Genomic DNA, 16249 nt, shown 5'->3' with positions numbered 1-16249 from the left:
CCTTGTCGACAACAGCCACTCTGCGTATATGCAGCCTGCGTTATTCTTGTATAATCGCCCTTTCCCTTTTTGACGATTGCATCTAACACTTTGACCAATAACCGACTTGAATGGCAGTCTTTGCTGCCAAACACAACGCCATATGAGGCGTTGTTTGCTACCGCCACTCAGTTGGCTCCCGTATCTTTTGCGGCATATCAGCCCCGGTTGGAAAATGGCCTGACGCTATTCTGTCACCCACTTTCCAAGCCGCGCTTTATGCTGATCAAGGCGCAAGAGAGTAGCGACTATCTCAACCTGCTCTCCCAGGCAATTAATGAGTTGCTGGCAAATGAAACGCCGACGCTAGCGGGCGGTGATTATCTGGTACATGGCCATCAAGTGAGCTGGCAGCCAGCTCAGCATGGCAATGAGGCTTTTGCTGCCAAATCTACCTGTTTATGTCAGGAATGGATTGAGCCAGAGCAATTATTTGGTTGCGTTAGAATCCATAAAGATACGGTCAGCTTGCAACCGGGGTTGGTCCATCAGGCCAACGGCGGCGTGCTGATTCTGTCGGTACGTTCCCTGCTGGCGCAGCCGTTAATGTGGCTACGCCTAAAGCAAATGGTGACTCAGCAGCGTTTCGAGTGGCTCTCTCCCGATGAAACCAAGCCTTTACCATTACATATTCCCTCTATGCCTCTCGATCTGCGTTTGGTTCTGGTTGGCGATCGCCTCGGTCTAGGGGATTTCCATGATATGGAACCGGAGCTGGGTGAGCTGGCCATTTACGGCGAGTTTGAAGCTGAATTGCCCCTGCTGGACGAAGAAGGCATGGCGCTGTGGTGCGGTTATATCAACGGGTTAGTACAGCAGAATAATTTGCCGCCTTTGTCCGCAGACGCTTGGCCAGTATTGTTTAAACAAGCCATTCGTCACAGTGGCGATCAGGGCAGTTTACCACTCTGCCCGCAATGGTTAACTCGCCAGTTAGCCGAAGCCGCCATGTATGCTGAAGAAGATGAAATTACCGGTAACTCGCTGGATGTAGCCGCAAATAATCGCGATTGGCGGCAGAATTATCTGGCCGAGCGGATGCAGGACGAAATCGAACTGGGCCAGATTCTGATCGACACCGAAGGTGCGGTTGTTGGCCAAATCAATGGTCTTTCGGTACTGGAATATCCTGGCCATCCGCGAGCCTTTGGCGAACCCGCGCGCATCAGCTGCGTGGCACATATGGGCGACGGCGAATTTGTCGACGTTGAACGCAAAGCCGAGTTAGGCGGTAATCTGCATGCTAAAGGCATGATGATTATGCAGGCATTCCTGAATGCGGAGCTGGAACTTGACCAGCCGATGCCATTCTCCGCATCAATCGTTTTTGAGCAATCATACGGTGAAGTTGACGGCGACAGTGCCTCTTTGGCAGAGTTATGTGCATTGATCAGTGCTCTTTCACAACAGCCAATTAATCAACAAATTGCCGTGACCGGTTCTGTCGATCAGTTTGGGAATGTGCAACCTATTGGCGGCGTAAATGAAAAAATCGAAGGTTTCTTCGAGGTTTGTCAACGTCGTGGATTAACCGCTAGCCAAGGCGTGATTTTACCGAGCGCCAATGTGCGCCATCTCTGCCTGCACCCGTCAGTGGTTGAAGCAGTACAGAACGGGCAATTCCATCTGTGGGCCGTGGATTCCGTCACTGAAGCGTTACCACTTCTGACCGGCCTGCCTTATGCCGATGAACAACAAACCAGTTTGTTAGGTATAATTCAGGAAAGGATTGCCCAAATGAATCCACAGGATCGACGCCGACCTTGGCCATTACGCTGGCTCAACTGGTTTAACCAGGGCTGATCGGACTTGTTCAGCGTACAAGTGTACGCTAATCTGCGACCTTCAATAAAATAAGGCTTACTGAGAACATGGTAGATAAACGCGAATCCTATACAAAAGAAGACCTTGAGGCATCTGGCCGCGGCGAACTGTTTGGCGCCGGTGGACCACCATTGCCAGCAGGTAATATGTTAATGATGGACCGTATCGTGAAGATGACCGAAGACGGCGGTACTCATAACAAAGGTTATGTGGAAGCGGAACTGGATATCAATCCAGACCTATGGTTCTTCGGTTGCCACTTCATAGGCGATCCAGTGATGCCAGGTTGTCTCGGCCTCGATGCTATGTGGCAGTTAGTCGGCTTCTACCTCGGCTGGTTGGGTGGTGAAGGTAAAGGCCGTGCGCTGGGCGTAGGCGAAGTGAAATTTACCGGCCAGGTATTACCTGAAGCGAAGAAAGTAACGTACCGCATTAACTTCAAACGCGTCATTATGCGTAAACTGATTATGGGCGTCGCGGACGGCGAAGTATTGGTTGACGGTAAGGTGATTTATACCGCGACCGATCTGAAAGTGGGCTTGTTTAAAGACACTAACGCGTTCTAAACGTTTCTGCGCAGGGAGAGAGCATCTCAATCCCTGCGTAATCCAGTAAAGTGAAAACAGTGCCAGTCAAACGGCATTTTTTTGAACCATAGTTACTACTATAAATGTAGTGACTGACGTTTTGCTTCTCATTTTAGTTTTACTCGACTCGTGAGGTTACCGGCAGCTAATGCAACGAACCCATTTTGACGATATGCCCTGTCCGGTCGCCCGTTCCCTAGAGCGCGTTGGGGAGTGGTGGAGCATATTAATCCTCCGCGATGCTTTTCAGGGATTGTCGCGCTTTGACGAGTTTCAGAAAAGTTTACAGCTTTCGCCTACCATGCTAACTCGCCGACTGAAACATCTGGTCGCCAGTGGCATTCTAGACAAACATTTGTATCACGCCCGCCCCGCTCGCTATGAATATCGCCTGACTCAACGCGGAATCGATTTTTTTCCGGTATTGGTGGCAATGTTTGATTGGGGTAATAAGCATCTGGCTCCGGATGGGGCCGCAGTGATTCTGGTCGATTGCCACAGCGGTGAGCCGATTCAGCCCCAGTTGCTTGATCAACGGACCCAACGGCCTATCCTTTATCAGGATGTCACCATCGCCGCAGGCCCGGTAAGCAGTGATATCGTGAAGCGACGCCTTGCATTGATGCAAGAAAAGGCGTCTGCCCGTTCCATTGAATCCGAATAAGGAAATTGTATGAGTATGCGTCGCGTGGTGATTACCGGTATGGGCGTGATTTGCCCATTGGGAACAGGTCTCGAAATCGTCTGGCAGCGCTTGCTAGCCGGGCAATCAGGTATCCGCCGGTTGCCGGATGAGATCGTGGGAGAGCTGGCAACCAAAGTCGGTGGACAGGTTCCTACGCTGGCAGCAGATCCAGAAGGCGGTTTCGATCCCGACCGCGCCGTTTTACCGAAAGATCAAAAGAAAATGGACCGTTTTATCGAGTTTGCCATGGCTGCAGCCGATGAAGCCATTGCCCATTCAGGCTGGCAGGCAATCGCCGAAGATCAACAAGAGCGCACCGCGACCGTGATTGGTTCAGGTATTGGCGGATTCCCCGCGATTGCGCATGCGGTTCGCACCACCGACAGTCGCGGCCCCAAACGGCTGTCTCCTTTCACCATTCCGTCGTTTCTGGTCAATCTGGCCGCTGGCCACGTTTCCATTAAACACCATTTCAAAGGGCCAATCGGCGCGCCGGTTACCGCCTGTGCCGCAGGTGTTCAGGCCATTGGCGATGCGGTACGTATGATTCGCAACCACGAGGCCGACGTCGCACTGTGCGGCGGTGCCGAAGCGGCCATTGATAAGGTCAGCCTGGCCGGTTTTGCGGCGGCTCGCGCCCTTTCTCATGGTTTTAACGAACACCCGGAACAGGCATCACGGCCGTTCGATAGCGCTCGTGATGGTTTTGTAATGGGAGAAGGTGCTGGCCTGCTAGTGGTGGAAGAGTTAGAGCACGCTCTGGCTCGTGGCGCAACGCCGCTGGCGGAGATTGTGGGCTATGGTACCAGCGCTGATGCCTACCATATGACTTCCGGGGCGGAAGACGGTGACGGCGCTTACAGAGCGATGAAAATCGCATTACGGCAGGCGGGTGTGACTCCCGATCAGGTTCAGCACTTAAATGCTCATGCAACCTCAACGCCGGTAGGCGATCTGGGGGAAATCAACGCGATCAAGCACCTGTTTGGCACAAACAGTCAGCTAGCCGTCACCTCCACTAAATCAGCAACCGGCCACTTACTCGGAGGCGCGGGTGGCCTGGAAACGGTATTTACCGTACTGGCATTGCGAGACCAAATCGTTCCCGCCACCTTGAATCTGACCCATCCAGATCCTGCCAGTGCCGGATTGGATATTGTCAGCGACAAAGCTCGCCCTCACCAGATGACTTATGCGCTTTCTAACGGTTTTGGTTTTGGCGGGGTTAACGCCAGTATTTTGCTGAAACGTTGGCAGGGCTAGTTTTTTGTCGCGATAAGCAAGACTATGCTGAGTAGTCTTGTCTCTGAAATGAAAACCTCCGCCTAAAGCGGAGGTTATCCTCGAATCACAGGGAGCCGCTTAAGCGGTCACAGCCCTGTCAGCCATGGCTTGTCGCCACCCTCCTAGCCAATGAGACCGGGCGTCTAACGATTGGTAGGGACAAATTTCCCTTGAACGCCCTGAAATACCTGCCTGATATCCTCTTGATAATGCCCGTTCCAGACGATCTCTTTTCTGTCTCTTCATGCCTCTTATCCCTCATTTCTTGTCTGCTGGAAAGAAAACAGTGGCTGTTTTATGTACAACCACGATTAAGAAATAGTCCTTTTGACAGGGAAAATCAATGCGCAATATTCACGCCAATGTCACATTTGTGAGCTACGCCCGTTTAATTGACTAAGTGATTGATTTAAAGGGGAGAGATAACATTATGATTTTAAATAAAAAGCCCCTTGCCATGTCATCAGAATAATGAGAAGGAAAAGGGGCTTAGACTGAATTAGTACAAAATATTACTGAATACGTTGCAACTGAGTAGCGATGTTCTGAGCTTCCTGTTGCCAGCCTTGTGCCAACGTACGAATCAGCGCGTCATAGCCATCTTCGCTCTGCTTCACTTCCAGATCAAATGGCTGCTTAATCAGCTTGCCCTGATATTTCACCACCCAAACCCCTTTGACTATTGCCTTACCGTCAAAACGGCCATGGAAACCGGTCACCGTGACATTTAACACCGCCTGATCGCTGTCCAGTGGCTGAGCTGAAACCAGCCAGCCCGGCAATGCGCTGCTCAGGTTGGTAACCAGCGTTTGCTGTAATTGCTGATCCAACGGGCTGGCCCACAGATTGTTATTAGCAATGACATACTGCACATCATTCGTCTGATAAACCACGCCGGACGCGGCCAGATAATCCGCGACGCTGACATGTTCCAGCCACAGTTGCCGAGTCACACCTTGTGTGTCGCTGCTGACGGCAACCGGCGTACCTAACGCAGGTAACTGGTAGTAGGTTTTAGACGTGCTGCTGCTACAGGCGCTGAGTACCAGCGCCATAAATACCATCATCCATTTCATCATTTTTTGGCCTTCTTAGGCTGAGGGTCTTGGCTGCCGGCGGCTTCAAATACCAGCGCGTTACTCTTTTCATTCAGGGTACGCAGTACCGGTTGCAGTTCGCGTAATACCTGATCCAAACGTTGCATATCGCCGACCATTTTATTGTAGGCAGGTGAACCCGGCTGGAAGCCTTTCATGCTGCGATTCAGCTCGGTTAACGTTTTCTGAAGATCTTGCGGCAGATCTTTCATCGCCTGACTGGAGGTGATCTCGTTCAGCGACGCCAACGTTTTCTGGGTTTCACGCATGGTTCTCTGGCTTTCGGCCAGTGTCTGCGTGACTTCATGCAACATCGGCGTTAACGGCAGATTATTGATCTTATCCAGCGTCATCATGACTTTTTGCTGAATCTGCGCTAGCCCGCCGCTCACCGTTGGTATCAGAGAATAACCCGCTATGTCCTGCGGCCCTTTCCACGGTTTAGCATCCGGATAGAAGTCTAAATCGACGAACAAAGCGCCGGTCAACAAATTGCCAGACTTCAGTGATGCGCGTAAACCACGCTCTTTGGCGGTTTTTAGAATTTGCTCAAAGTTGGCATCCGGCCCCAGATCGTTACGGAAACGGCCCGGTTCGATGCGAATTAATACCGGAATACGGAAATCGTTATCCAGGCGCTGTTTCACGCCTTCGGCATAGAACGGCACATCGCCTACGGTACCGACGCGAATACCACGGAATTCAACCGGCGCGCCAGCCTGCAAACCGCGCACAGAGTCAGAGAAGAACAGCAGGAAATCATCATGTTCGGTAAACAAGGAATTCTGAATACTGCTGCGATTATCAAACAGTTTAAACTGAGTTTTATCCTGAGTAACAGGCTTACCTAAAGCGACCCCCTCCGGCACATCGAAACTGACGCCGCCGCTGAATAAGGTCGCCAGCGAGGCCATTTCCACCCGCATTCCCTGCGAGGATAAATCCACCGCCACGCCGCTATCTTTCCAGAAGCGGACGTTGGAAGTCACCAGACTGTCATAAGGTGCGCTGATAAATAGCTGATATTGCATTAAGCGAGACGTTGGGTCGAAAGAACCGGTTTCTACCGAACCCACGCGATAACCACGGAACAGCACCGGATCGCCGGCGTTCAATTGCCCTGCCTGATCGCTATCCAACACGATACGCAACCCCTTGGCATCCGGAGAAGCTAACGGCGGTGAATCAAGCAGATGGAACTCATCATGGCTTTTATCCGTGCGGCCCGGCTGTAGCTCGATATAGGCACCAGATAATAAAGTACCCAGACCTGACACGCCTTCCCGGCCAATTTGCGGCTTAACCACCCAAAACGCTGAATCGGTACGCAGTAACTTCTCCATGCCTGAATTCAAACGCGCTTTGATGATGACCTGATTGAGATCGTTACTCAAAGTCACCATTTCTACCGTGCCGACATCGACACTGCGACTTTTGATTTTGGTTTTACCCGCTTCGATGCCTTCGGCATTTTGCGTATATAAAGTCACCTCAGGCCCTTGATGGCTAAAGTGGTAAAACAATATCCACGCGCCGATCAGGGCGGTCACTATCGGAATGATCCACACCGGAGACCAGCGTTTGATTTTTTCTATCTCTGCCACACCATGGCTTGGGTTACTGTCCGTCACCTTGCGGCTCCTTCTTGGTTGTTTCACTCATCCGATCCCAGGTTAACCGAGGATCAAAGGTCAATGCTGCCAGCATGGTTAAAATCACCACCATTGCGAATAGTAATGCGCCTATAGCCGGATAAATACTCATGAGCTGGCCTATGCGGACTAACGCCGAAAGCACTGCAATAACAAAAACATCGATCATTGACCAGCGGCCAACAAACTCGACCACTTCGTAAATAAAATGCATCCGTTCGCTATCAGTTTTGCCCTTCCCTTTCGCGTCCCAGCACAACCAGCCGATGGCCAGCATTTTCAGCGAAGGCACCATAATACTGGCGATAAAGATCACCATTGCCACCGGATAGGAACCTTCTCCCCATAGCAAAATCACACCGGCCATAATGGTCGAAGTCATTTCATTACCGAGCGCTTCGGTGATCATGATTGGCATCAGATTTGCCGGAATATACAGCAGGATAGAGGTTATCAGCAGCGCCATCGTCCATTGCAGGCTATGGCGGCGACGGGCGTAGCCGCGGGTGTGGCAACGCGGACATTCTCGTTGATTGACCGGCAAAATCGCGGTGCAGCAAGAGCAAGAACGCACGCCCTGACGGATCCCCGTGCGGCCAAAGGTCAGCTCGCAGTTTATCGCCGGAGCCGGTTCGATATCCTGCCACAGCCAGCGGCGATCCACACATTGAAAAGCTCGCACCTGTAGCAGGCAAAACAGGCAGTAAGGCACAAAACTGCTGCCGATACCGATATCTCCGTAGGCCATCAGCTTAACGAAGCTAACCAAAACACCGGCAAGGAAAATTTCCACCATACACCAGGTTTTGAACATAAACAGCGCTTTGGCCATCACGGTTTTCAGGTGTTTCGGTAGGCGAGTACCTGAACAGAGTAGGATAATCGCCATCATGCAAAATGCGGGGATTAACTGCACCAGCACCATGAACAGCGTCGCCATGCTGGCGTAATTATCGTTCAGCATAACGCGAGGAATTTGAATCAGCGTAATTTCACTGGTAATCCCTGCCACCCGCATATTAACGAAGGGGAACAGGTTAGCAACCAATAGCATAAATAACGCACTGAGCGCATAGCCTATAGGCCGTTTACGCGGTTCTTCCCACCGCATACTCAGTGTTGTTTTACAGCGCGGGCAAACGGCTTTGGTGCCATAAGATAACTTCGGCAATGCCACCAGCATATCGCACTGCGGGCACAGCATCGCGTCATTACTTTCAACATGATGATGGCCGTGATCGTGATGGCTAACAGAACACAATAGAACTCTCCTTCACGGCAATATTTCAGCGCCAAAAAATACCGTTCTGCTACACAATTCGTTTTACGCATTGGCAACAGAACGGTATGGCAGCCGTTAAGTCAGTGGAGTGCAGCAATAGCCCTACGCTCCCCCGCTTTAATTAGCCGTTTTTCTGTGCTTCCAATTCTTCCCAACGAGCAAAAGCCACTTCCAACGTTTGTTCTGCGGCGGCCAGCGCTTTTAGCACCTGCTGGGTTTCCTCATGAGGACGGGAGAAGAAATTGGCATCGCTCACCTGAGCTTGTAATGCGCTAATTTCATCTTCCAGTTTCTCAAGCTGCTGCGGCAATTGATCCAGTTCACGCTGCAAGTTATAACTGAGTTTACCTGTCGAACGCTTAGCCGACGCTGTATTCTTTTCCGGGGCAGCGGCTTTAGGCGTTTCTACCTTCGGCGCAGCCTGGCGAATCGGCTTGGCTTCAGCGCGCTGTTTATGAGCATCGTAATAACCGCCCACAAAGCTGCTGATTTCGCCGTTGCCTTCGAAAATCCAGCACTCGGTCACAGAGTTATCGACGAACTGACGATCATGGCTGACTAACAATACGGTGCCCTGATAGCCATCCACCATCTCTTCAAGCAATTCCAACGTTTCGACGTCCAAGTCGTTGGTTGGCTCATCGAGAATCAACAGGTTGCTAGGTTTCAGGAATAGTTTAGCCAATAACAGGCGGTTACGCTCTCCACCGGACAAGGCTTTCACCGGCGTCATTGCCCGCTTTGGATGGAACAAGAAGTCCTGCAAATAGCCCAGAACGTGACGTGAACGGCCATTAACCATCACTTCCTGTTTACCTTCCGCCAGGTTATCCATCACGGTGCGCTCTGGATCCAATTCAGCGCGGTGCTGGTCGAAGTAAGCCACTTCCAGCTTGGTACCGCAGTGAACCTTACCGCTATCGGCCTGTAACTGGCCGAGCATCAGCTTCAGCAAAGTGGTTTTCCCACAGCCGTTCGGCCCAACCAGGGCGATTTTATCGCCGCGTTGTACCTGCGCGGTGAAGTTTTTCACCAACACTTTATCGCCAACCTGATAATTGACATTTTCCAGATCGAAGACAATCTTGCCCGAACGCACGGTTTCTTCCACCTGCATCTTGGCGGTGCCCATCACTTCACGACGCTCAGAACGCTCCTGGCGCAACGCTTTCAAGGCACGCACGCGGCCTTCGTTACGAGTACGGCGCGCTTTAATCCCCTGACGGATCCACACTTCTTCCTGAGCCAGTTTGCGATCGAATTCAGCATTTTGCAGTTCTTCAACCCGCAACGCCTCTTCTTTGCTCGCCAGATACAGCTCGTAGTTACCCGGCCAGGACACCAGTTTACCGCGATCCAGATCCACAATACGGGTTGCCATCGCACGGATAAATGAACGGTCATGGGAAATAAAGATGATGCTACCCTGAAACTCTTTCAGGAAACCTTCCAGCCAGTAGATCGTTTCGATATCCAAGTGGTTGGTTGGCTCATCTAGCAACAATACTTTTGGCGAACTAACCAACGCTCGACCCAGCGCCGCTTTACGCAGCCAGCCGCCGGAAAGGGAGGACAGCTCGGCGTCAGCGTTCAGACCCAACTGTTCCAGCACTTCATGAATACGGCTATCTAACTGCCACAGGCCCTGATGATCAAGAATTTCCTGTAACGCCGCCAAACGATTCAGATTTTTCTCGCTTGGATCCAGCTCAACCTGATGCAAAGTGGCATGGTAGGCTTTCAAATGCTCCGCCTGCTCCTGCACCCCTTCCGCAACGAAGTCAAACACGGTGCCAGCCACATTACGCGGCGGATCCTGTTGCAGACGCGCCACGATCAGATCTTGTTCGTACACAATGCGCCCGTCGTCCAGTGCAATTTCCTTGCTCAGGATTTTCAACAGTGTGGATTTACCCGCGCCATTACGACCGACCAAACAGACGCGTTCGTTCGGTTCAATATGTAATTCGGTATTGTCTAACAAAGGTGCATCACTGAACGACAGCCAGGCACCTGACATGCTAATTAACGACATAGTTTCTACTTTTCCTCGTTGGCATGGGTTACCAGCCAACAGTTGTGGATCTGACGATTACGGGCAAAGTCTTCGGATTGCGTTTGAGCGGTGATTTCTTTTGCCACCAGCCCCAGGGCTTCAATCCCGGCCAAATCCATCTGGAAACCACGCTTATTGTTCGAGAACATAATGGTTCCCTTACGACGCAGTAACCGTTTAAGTTCTTTCATCAGCACCAGATGATCGCGCTGTACGTCAAACGTGGTCTCCATACGCTTGGAGTTTGAGAAGGTTGGCGGATCGATAAAAATCACGTCAAACTGCTCGTCGGTATTACTTAACCAAGACAGGCAATCTGCCTGAATCAATCGATGTTGCTGGCCGGTTAAACCGTTAACCCGCAGGTTTTTCTCCGCCCATTCCAGATAGGTACGGGACATATCGACCGTAGTCGTACTGCGCGCGCCACCTAAGCCGGCATGCACGCTGGCGGTACCGGTATAGGCAAACAGATTCAGGAAATCTTTACCTTGGCTCATTTTGCCCAGCATCTGGCGCGCCAGACGGTGATCGAGGAACAAACCGGTGTCCAGATAGTCAGTCAGGTTCACCCATAGCTTGGCGTTATACTCTTCCACCAGCAGGAACTCGCCTTTCTGCGCCAGTTTCTCGTACTGGCTTTTCCCTTTCTGACGTTCGCGGGTTTTCAATACCAATTGGTTAGACGGTAAATTCAGCACCGCCAGAGTGGCATTGATCACGTCGAACAGGCGCTGACGGGCTTTTTGCGGATCGACAGTTTTGGGCGGCGCATATTCCTGTACCACCACTTTACTGCCGTAGCGATCTACCGCCACGTTGTAATCCGGCAAATCTGCGTCATACAGACGGTAACATTCGATACCCTGCTGTTTCGCCCATTTATCCAGCTTTTTCACATTCTTGCGCAGACGGTTGGCATAATCTTCTGCCACCTGAACGCCGCTGGCGCCCTGCGGGTTAGCCGCCAGCTGATAGTTTTTCTGTACACAGTCCAGCGGGCCGTTTTTCGCTTTAAATTCACGCTCGGCACGCAATTGCAAGCAGCTCAACAGTTCTGGAGAGGCGCTGAACAGCGATAAACGCCAGCCGCCAAACGCCGTCTTCATGATACGGCCGAACATATTGTGCAAGGCGATCAGCGCTGGCTCACTTTCCAAACGCTCCCCGTACGGCGGGTTACTGATCACCGTCCCTACAGGACCTTCCGGCAGCGGGTTAACCAGTTTGCTGACGTCATTGGCATTCAGCGTAATCAATTCCGCTACACCGGCGCGGCGGGCGTTGGCACGCGCCATTTCAATAACCCGACGATCGATATCGGAGCCAAAGAAGCGGGACGTGGTTTCCTGTAGGCCACGGCGAGCACGCACCTGTGCTTCCGCCGTCAGTTCGCGCCACAACTCTTCGTTAAAACTATTCCAGGCAGTAAAGCCCCAATGGTGGCGATGCAGTCCCGGAGCACGATCCGAAGCCATCATCGCCGCTTCGATCAGCAAAGTGCCGGAACCACACATAGGGTCGACCATTGGCGTTCCTGCCTGCCAGCCAGAGCGCAGAATAATCGCTGCGGCCAAGTTTTCCTTTAACGGTGCCTGCCCGGTCAGATCGCGATAACCGCGCTGATGCAGGCCTTCGCCGCTCAAATCCAACGCCACGCTGGCGGTGTCACGTTGCAGGAACACATTCACCCGAATATCCGGCTGTTGCTTGGCAACCGTTGGGCGTTGATCGATCTTGCGAGTGAAGCTATCCACAATCGCATCTTTTACTTTCAATGCGCCGTACTGACTATTGCGGATTTCTTCATTCACGCCGCTAAAATGCACGGCAAAAGTTTTGTCCACGCCAAAGATCGACGGCCAGTCGATAGCTTGCACACCCAGATAAAGATCCAGATCGCTGTGAACCTTAAATTCATTCAGGGGCAGCAGAATGCGAGAAGCCAAACGACTCCACAGCAAACTTTGGTACATAAGCCGATCGTCACCCTGAAAATGTACCCCACCCTGCACTATTTTACAGTCGTGGGCACCCAGCGCTTCGAGTTCGCTTTTTAACAGTTCTTCCAGTCCACGCGCCGTGCTGGCAAACAAAAACAAAGAGTTCATATCGCACTATCACCAAAAATAAAATTGTTGCGCATTATAGCTAATCCTGTCCGCTTGTCATAAAGTTGCTCCCTTCTAATTTCATACACGCATGGAGCACATGGTGATCACACTCTCTAAACTTTACATTCACCCGGTAAAATCCATGCGTGGATTACAGCTTTCCCATGCTCAGGTCGGCAGTAGCGGCCTGGCTTTTGACCGGGTATTCATGATCACCGAACCGGATGGCACTTTTATTACAGCTCGTAATAATCCGAAGATGGTGACTTTTACTCCGGCGCTGCTGGTTGACGGTTTATTTCTTACCGCGCCAGACGGCGAAAGCGCCAGTATCCGCTTTAATGATTTTTCCCCCACTGCGGCACCCACCGAAGTATGGGGAAATCATTTTACCGCTCTGATTGCCCCTGCGGAAATAAATGACTGGCTCAGCGGCTATTTCCAACGCGAAGTTCAATTACGCTGGCTTGGGCCGGAACTGACTCGTCGGGTGAAACGCCAGCCAGAAATTCCGCTTTCCTTCGCCGATGGCTATCCCTATTTGCTGATTAATGAAGCCTCTTTTGCCGAATTACAGCAACGATGCCCCGGCAGCATTAAGATTGAACAGTTTCGGCCGAATTTAGTCGTCACCGGCGCCAGCGCTTTTGCGGAAGATAGCTGGCAGGTGATTCGCGTCGGCGATGTGATTTTCGATCTGGTGAAACCATGCAGCCGCTGTATTTTGACCACCGTCAGCGTTGAGCGTGGAAAAAAGCATCCTACCGCCGAACCTTTAACTACACTACAGAAATTCCGAACTGCAGATAATGGCGATGTGGATTTTGGTCAGAATATGATTGCACGTAATAGCGGCATTATTCGCGTCGGCGATAATATTGAAGTTCTGGCGACCAAACCGCCCCGCCCTTATGGCGCTGGCGTCGTGGCGGAGGCTTTACCGATGGTGCAGGATAGTACTCGCGCCGTCACTATTGAATATAACGGTATTCGTTTTACTGGTAATAATCAGCAGGTATTACTGGAGCAACTGGAACAGCAAAGTATTCGCATTCCTTATTCATGTCGGGCTGGAATATGCGGTAGCTGCAAAGTGACATTGTTGCAGGGTGAAGTGGCACCGTTAAAACAAAGTGCTATTGCAGAAAATGGCGTTATTCTGGCGTGCAGCTGTGTGCCAAAAGGTGATATCTCACTGACGGGGAAATAGCCTCGAAAGAACAAACCGAAATTGGGCGGATGGCATTAATCTTATCAAGCAGTCATTATCAATCAGACCGCCCGGTCAAACGCCTGAATATCGGTATTTTCTACCACTAATGGTAATAAACGATCGTTCATAATTTTAATCGCATCGCCTAGTATCAAGGTTCTGCCCGCCAGCTGTAATTGAGGCTGAGCCAATAAACATAAGCTAGCGGAATCACCGGACTCAACCACTAATACTCTAACCTCTTCCCCGGTTTCCATCAGTTTCACTAACGCCAGGCTGCCATTTTCTGGCGTTAAAACTTTTGCCTGTTGCACAAAATACCAACTTTTCGGCATTAAAGGTTTCAGGAAACGGAATGCCACCAGCGCATTTAATACCAGTTCGGCACGATGTTCGTGGCTCAATTTAATTTGGCGACATTGATCTTCGAATTCAAAATAAAGAGCAGCATCGTCCACACAAAATGCGGATTCACTAAATGCATCTGGCGTTAACATTTTAGCAGGGAAGCGAGAACGAAATATCATACCATTGGCTAAATCCAGCATCAGCCGATCGTGTTCAGCATCAAAATACCAACGCCATTTATCGTCAGGTTTAATCCGCATATTTTATTCCTTCCCATCCCACTGCCAACATTTACCGCTCAATAATTGAGTTGTCCGGTTATCTAATCAAACTCAATTCATTTACATTTATCGATGTTTATTTAAACTAACGGATAAAATATAGACGAGCTGGGGGAATAAATAAACCCCCAGACGAAAATCAAGAGAAATAATTAGATATGAGTAACAATATCTTTAATCAAACCCGGCCCACGGAAGATAAAGCCGGAATAAATTTGGACCAGTGAAGCCCCTGCTGCCATTTTTTCTCTGGCTGCCATCAGAGAATCAATTCCGCCCACGCCAATAATAGGCAAACGTCCCCGCAATTCCTGCGACAAACGGCGAATCACTTCGGTGCTGCGAGATTGCAATGGGCGGCCACTTAATCCACCACTTTGTTCACAATAATTTAAACCTTGGATCAAAGAACGATCTAAAGTGGTATTAGTAGCAATAACGCCATCTATATTATGTTTTACCAGACTATCCGCAACCTGGATCAATTCTTCTTCAGTAAGATCCGGAGCGATCTTAACGGCGACTGGCACATATTTATGATGACGCTGATGCAGTTCCGCCTGCTTATTTTTAACGGCCGCCAGCAGATCGTCCAGCGCTTCCCCATACTGTAATGAACGTAGCCCTGGAGTATTTGGTGACGAAATATTAATCGCAATATAACCGGCGTACGGATAAACTTTATCCATGCAGATCAGATAATCATCTTTACCATTCTCTACCGGCGTACCTTTATTCTTACCGATATTAATCCCAAGAATTCCGCCAAAATGTGATTTTTTAACGTTATCGACCAGATTATCCACACCAAGGTTATTAAAGCCCATCCTATTGATCAGGCCTTCAGCTTCAAGGATGCGGAATAAGCGCGGTTTATCATTTCCCGGCTGCGGCAGCGGCGTTACCGTCCCCACTTCAATAAAGCCAAATCCCATTGCGCCCAAGGCATCAATGCAATCACCGTTTTTATCCAGACCCGCCGCTAAACCTACTGGGTTTTTAAATGACAGTCCCATACAGCTCACTGGCTTCGTCGGCACCGATTGACGCACTAAAAACTCCAGCGGCGTACCCGTAATACGTTTTAATTGACGGAAAGTGAGTTCATGAGCGCGCTCTGGATTGAACTGGAACAGTGCCTTTTTAACGATCGGATAAAACATGTGATCTCCTATGCTCCCGGTGACAAGCAAGTGACTGAGGAAAATGGAATGAAAACGCGAGTTCTTCAGCCTATTCTTCTATCGATAACGTTTTCTATCGGCAACGTTCGCCAGCGGCAAGCGGGACGAACTCTCCACCGAGTGGATAAACGCACGAATGGTAAATATATCCTTTCACAAAGTAAACGTTTGCTAAGTAAAGCCCTGAAAAGAATGCTACCGGAGGCTTATTTTGATCATCACTTGTTAATGTCGGGTGTATTTATTGGTCAGGAATGAGTAAAACCAACCGCGCCAAGGGTTCCTTTCATGCCTAAAAACAATGTCTCTCTTCAGGGTAATGTCGATTCAATGCCACCTAAGCTGACGATTTAGAGGTAATCATGCTAGCGAAGCTAGTGATAGATTAGATTCGCCAAGCTGTTACCTATAGCGGAAATACTGCTGAATAAAAGAATATGAAAAACAGTATAAGTAGAAAATAATCCATTACAGATAAAGTGAGTCTTTTTTTTCTTTCATTGTTCTGTTAGGAATTGCTCTATTAGGTTTATGGATGATTCTCTATGTTTTAAATAAAGAAATATTCCCGTATCTGTCACACCCCGTTTTCGCGTCGTTATA

Annotated in this window: 14 protein-coding genes; 6 read left to right on the top strand and 8 right to left on the bottom strand. The window is 50.2% G+C overall.

Going from position 1 to position 16249, the window contains the following annotated elements; all coding sequences use genetic code 11:
- Window positions 1-90 precede the first annotated feature (90 nt).
- The 4 genes from ACQ4OC_RS01290 (at window position 91) to fabF (ending at window position 4398) form a co-directional block, all read left to right on the top strand.
- Window positions 91-1842, top strand: coding sequence for an AAA family ATPase (locus ACQ4OC_RS01290; protein WP_162975181.1), 1752 nt, complete (start codon window positions 91-93; stop codon window positions 1840-1842).
- A 68-nt stretch (window positions 1843-1910) separates the two neighbouring features.
- The gene (fabA, locus tag ACQ4OC_RS01285; RefSeq protein WP_049596478.1) at window positions 1911-2429 is read left to right on the top strand and encodes a bifunctional 3-hydroxydecanoyl-ACP dehydratase/trans-2-decenoyl-ACP isomerase; all 519 of its coding nucleotides are present in this window, start codon (window positions 1911-1913) and stop codon (window positions 2427-2429) included.
- A gap of 169 nt (window positions 2430-2598) precedes the next feature.
- The gene (locus ACQ4OC_RS01280; RefSeq protein ID WP_120806116.1) at window positions 2599-3114 is read left to right on the top strand and encodes a winged helix-turn-helix transcriptional regulator; all 516 of its coding nucleotides are present in this window, start codon (window positions 2599-2601) and stop codon (window positions 3112-3114) included.
- A gap of 9 nt (window positions 3115-3123) precedes the next feature.
- Entirely contained in the window at window positions 3124-4398 is a 1275-nt protein-coding gene (gene fabF, locus ACQ4OC_RS01275) for a beta-ketoacyl-ACP synthase II (protein ID WP_430970865.1), read from the top strand.
- A 99-nt stretch (window positions 4399-4497) separates the two neighbouring features.
- Here fabF and rmf read toward each other — a convergent pair whose 3' ends face one another.
- The 6 genes from rmf to rlmKL all read right to left on the bottom strand — a co-directional run bounded on the left by rmf (window position 4498) and on the right by rlmKL (window position 12617).
- Window positions 4498-4665: a ribosome modulation factor gene (gene rmf, locus ACQ4OC_RS01270; protein ID WP_038402188.1), complete on the bottom strand. Its 168-nt coding sequence runs from the start codon at window positions 4663-4665 to the stop codon at window positions 4498-4500.
- A 266-nt stretch (window positions 4666-4931) separates the two neighbouring features.
- Window positions 4932-5498, bottom strand: a complete 567-nt coding sequence (gene pqiC / locus ACQ4OC_RS01265; RefSeq protein WP_064512945.1) for a membrane integrity-associated transporter subunit PqiC — start codon at window positions 5496-5498, stop codon at window positions 4932-4934.
- A complete protein-coding gene (gene pqiB, locus ACQ4OC_RS01260) occupies window positions 5495-7147 on the bottom strand; it encodes an intermembrane transport protein PqiB (protein WP_064512943.1) in 1653 nt (550 codons plus the stop codon). Before pqiB ends, pqiC begins: the two co-directional genes overlap by 4 nt.
- Window positions 7134-8429 carry a membrane integrity-associated transporter subunit PqiA gene (pqiA, locus tag ACQ4OC_RS01255; RefSeq protein ID WP_071889715.1) on the bottom strand — a complete coding sequence of 432 codons (1296 nt, stop codon included), beginning with the start codon at window positions 8427-8429 and terminating at the stop codon, window positions 7134-7136. Before pqiA ends, pqiB begins: the two co-directional genes overlap by 14 nt.
- A gap of 142 nt (window positions 8430-8571) precedes the next feature.
- The gene (locus ACQ4OC_RS01250) at window positions 8572-10485 is read right to left on the bottom strand and encodes an ABC transporter ATP-binding protein (protein ID WP_064512941.1); all 1914 of its coding nucleotides are present in this window, start codon (window positions 10483-10485) and stop codon (window positions 8572-8574) included.
- 5 nt (window positions 10486-10490) lie between these two features.
- Window positions 10491-12617, bottom strand: coding sequence for a bifunctional 23S rRNA (guanine(2069)-N(7))-methyltransferase RlmK/23S rRNA (guanine(2445)-N(2))-methyltransferase RlmL (gene rlmKL, locus ACQ4OC_RS01245; protein WP_430970864.1), 2127 nt, complete (start codon window positions 12615-12617; stop codon window positions 10491-10493).
- A gap of 100 nt (window positions 12618-12717) precedes the next feature.
- Between rlmKL and ACQ4OC_RS01240 the strand changes: the two genes are divergently transcribed.
- The gene (locus tag ACQ4OC_RS01240) at window positions 12718-13830 is read left to right on the top strand and encodes a YcbX family protein (RefSeq protein ID WP_120806112.1); all 1113 of its coding nucleotides are present in this window, start codon (window positions 12718-12720) and stop codon (window positions 13828-13830) included.
- Window positions 13831-13892: 62 nt separating this feature from the next.
- Here ACQ4OC_RS01240 and ACQ4OC_RS01235 read toward each other — a convergent pair whose 3' ends face one another.
- Together ACQ4OC_RS01235 and pyrD are read right to left on the bottom strand one after the other, a co-directional pair.
- Window positions 13893-14441 (bottom strand): cell division protein ZapC, encoded by a 549-nt coding sequence (locus ACQ4OC_RS01235; RefSeq protein WP_120806110.1) that lies wholly within the window; start codon window positions 14439-14441, stop codon window positions 13893-13895.
- A gap of 173 nt (window positions 14442-14614) precedes the next feature.
- Window positions 14615-15625, bottom strand: a complete 1011-nt coding sequence (pyrD, locus tag ACQ4OC_RS01230; RefSeq protein ID WP_430970863.1) for a quinone-dependent dihydroorotate dehydrogenase — start codon at window positions 15623-15625, stop codon at window positions 14615-14617.
- A 48-nt stretch (window positions 15626-15673) separates the two neighbouring features.
- On the opposite strand from pyrD, the gene ACQ4OC_RS01225 reads away from it, so the two are divergent.
- The gene (locus ACQ4OC_RS01225; RefSeq protein ID WP_128821787.1) at window positions 15674-15904 is read left to right on the top strand and encodes a hypothetical protein; all 231 of its coding nucleotides are present in this window, start codon (window positions 15674-15676) and stop codon (window positions 15902-15904) included.
- Window positions 15905-16249 lie beyond the last annotated feature (345 nt).

This window comes from Yersinia sp. J1, from assembly GCF_050586585.1.
Taxonomy (GTDB): Bacteria; Pseudomonadota; Gammaproteobacteria; order Enterobacterales; family Enterobacteriaceae; genus Yersinia; species Yersinia entomophaga.
The sequence above is the reverse complement of the archived record's forward strand: the minus strand, read 5'-3'. Positions and strand labels throughout refer to the sequence as shown.

Bases quoted from the DNA above. Each gene is read 5' to 3' on its own strand.
- pqiC (WP_064512945.1), bottom strand. From the start codon at position 5,498: ATGATGAAATGGATGATGGTATTTATGGCGCTGGTACTCAGCGCCTGT.
- ACQ4OC_RS01240 (WP_120806112.1), top strand. From the start codon at position 12,718: ATGGTGATCACACTCTCTAAACTTTACATTCACCCGGTAAAATCCATG.
- ACQ4OC_RS01280 (WP_120806116.1), top strand. From the start codon at position 2,599: ATGCAACGAACCCATTTTGACGATATGCCCTGTCCGGTCGCCCGTTCC.
- fabA (WP_049596478.1), top strand. From the start codon at position 1,911: ATGGTAGATAAACGCGAATCCTATACAAAAGAAGACCTTGAGGCATCT.
- ACQ4OC_RS01235 (WP_120806110.1), bottom strand. From the start codon at position 14,441: ATGCGGATTAAACCTGACGATAAATGGCGTTGGTATTTTGATGCTGAA.
- pyrD (WP_430970863.1), bottom strand. From the start codon at position 15,625: ATGTTTTATCCGATCGTTAAAAAGGCACTGTTCCAGTTCAATCCAGAG.
- ACQ4OC_RS01225 (WP_128821787.1), top strand. From the start codon at position 15,674: ATGAAAACGCGAGTTCTTCAGCCTATTCTTCTATCGATAACGTTTTCT.
- rmf (WP_038402188.1), bottom strand. From the start codon at position 4,665: ATGAAGAGACAGAAAAGAGATCGTCTGGAACGGGCATTATCAAGAGGA.
- fabF (WP_430970865.1), top strand. From the start codon at position 3,124: ATGAGTATGCGTCGCGTGGTGATTACCGGTATGGGCGTGATTTGCCCA.
- ACQ4OC_RS01250 (WP_064512941.1), bottom strand. From the start codon at position 10,485: ATGTCGTTAATTAGCATGTCAGGTGCCTGGCTGTCGTTCAGTGATGCA.
- rlmKL (WP_430970864.1), bottom strand. From the start codon at position 12,617: ATGAACTCTTTGTTTTTGTTTGCCAGCACGGCGCGTGGACTGGAAGAA.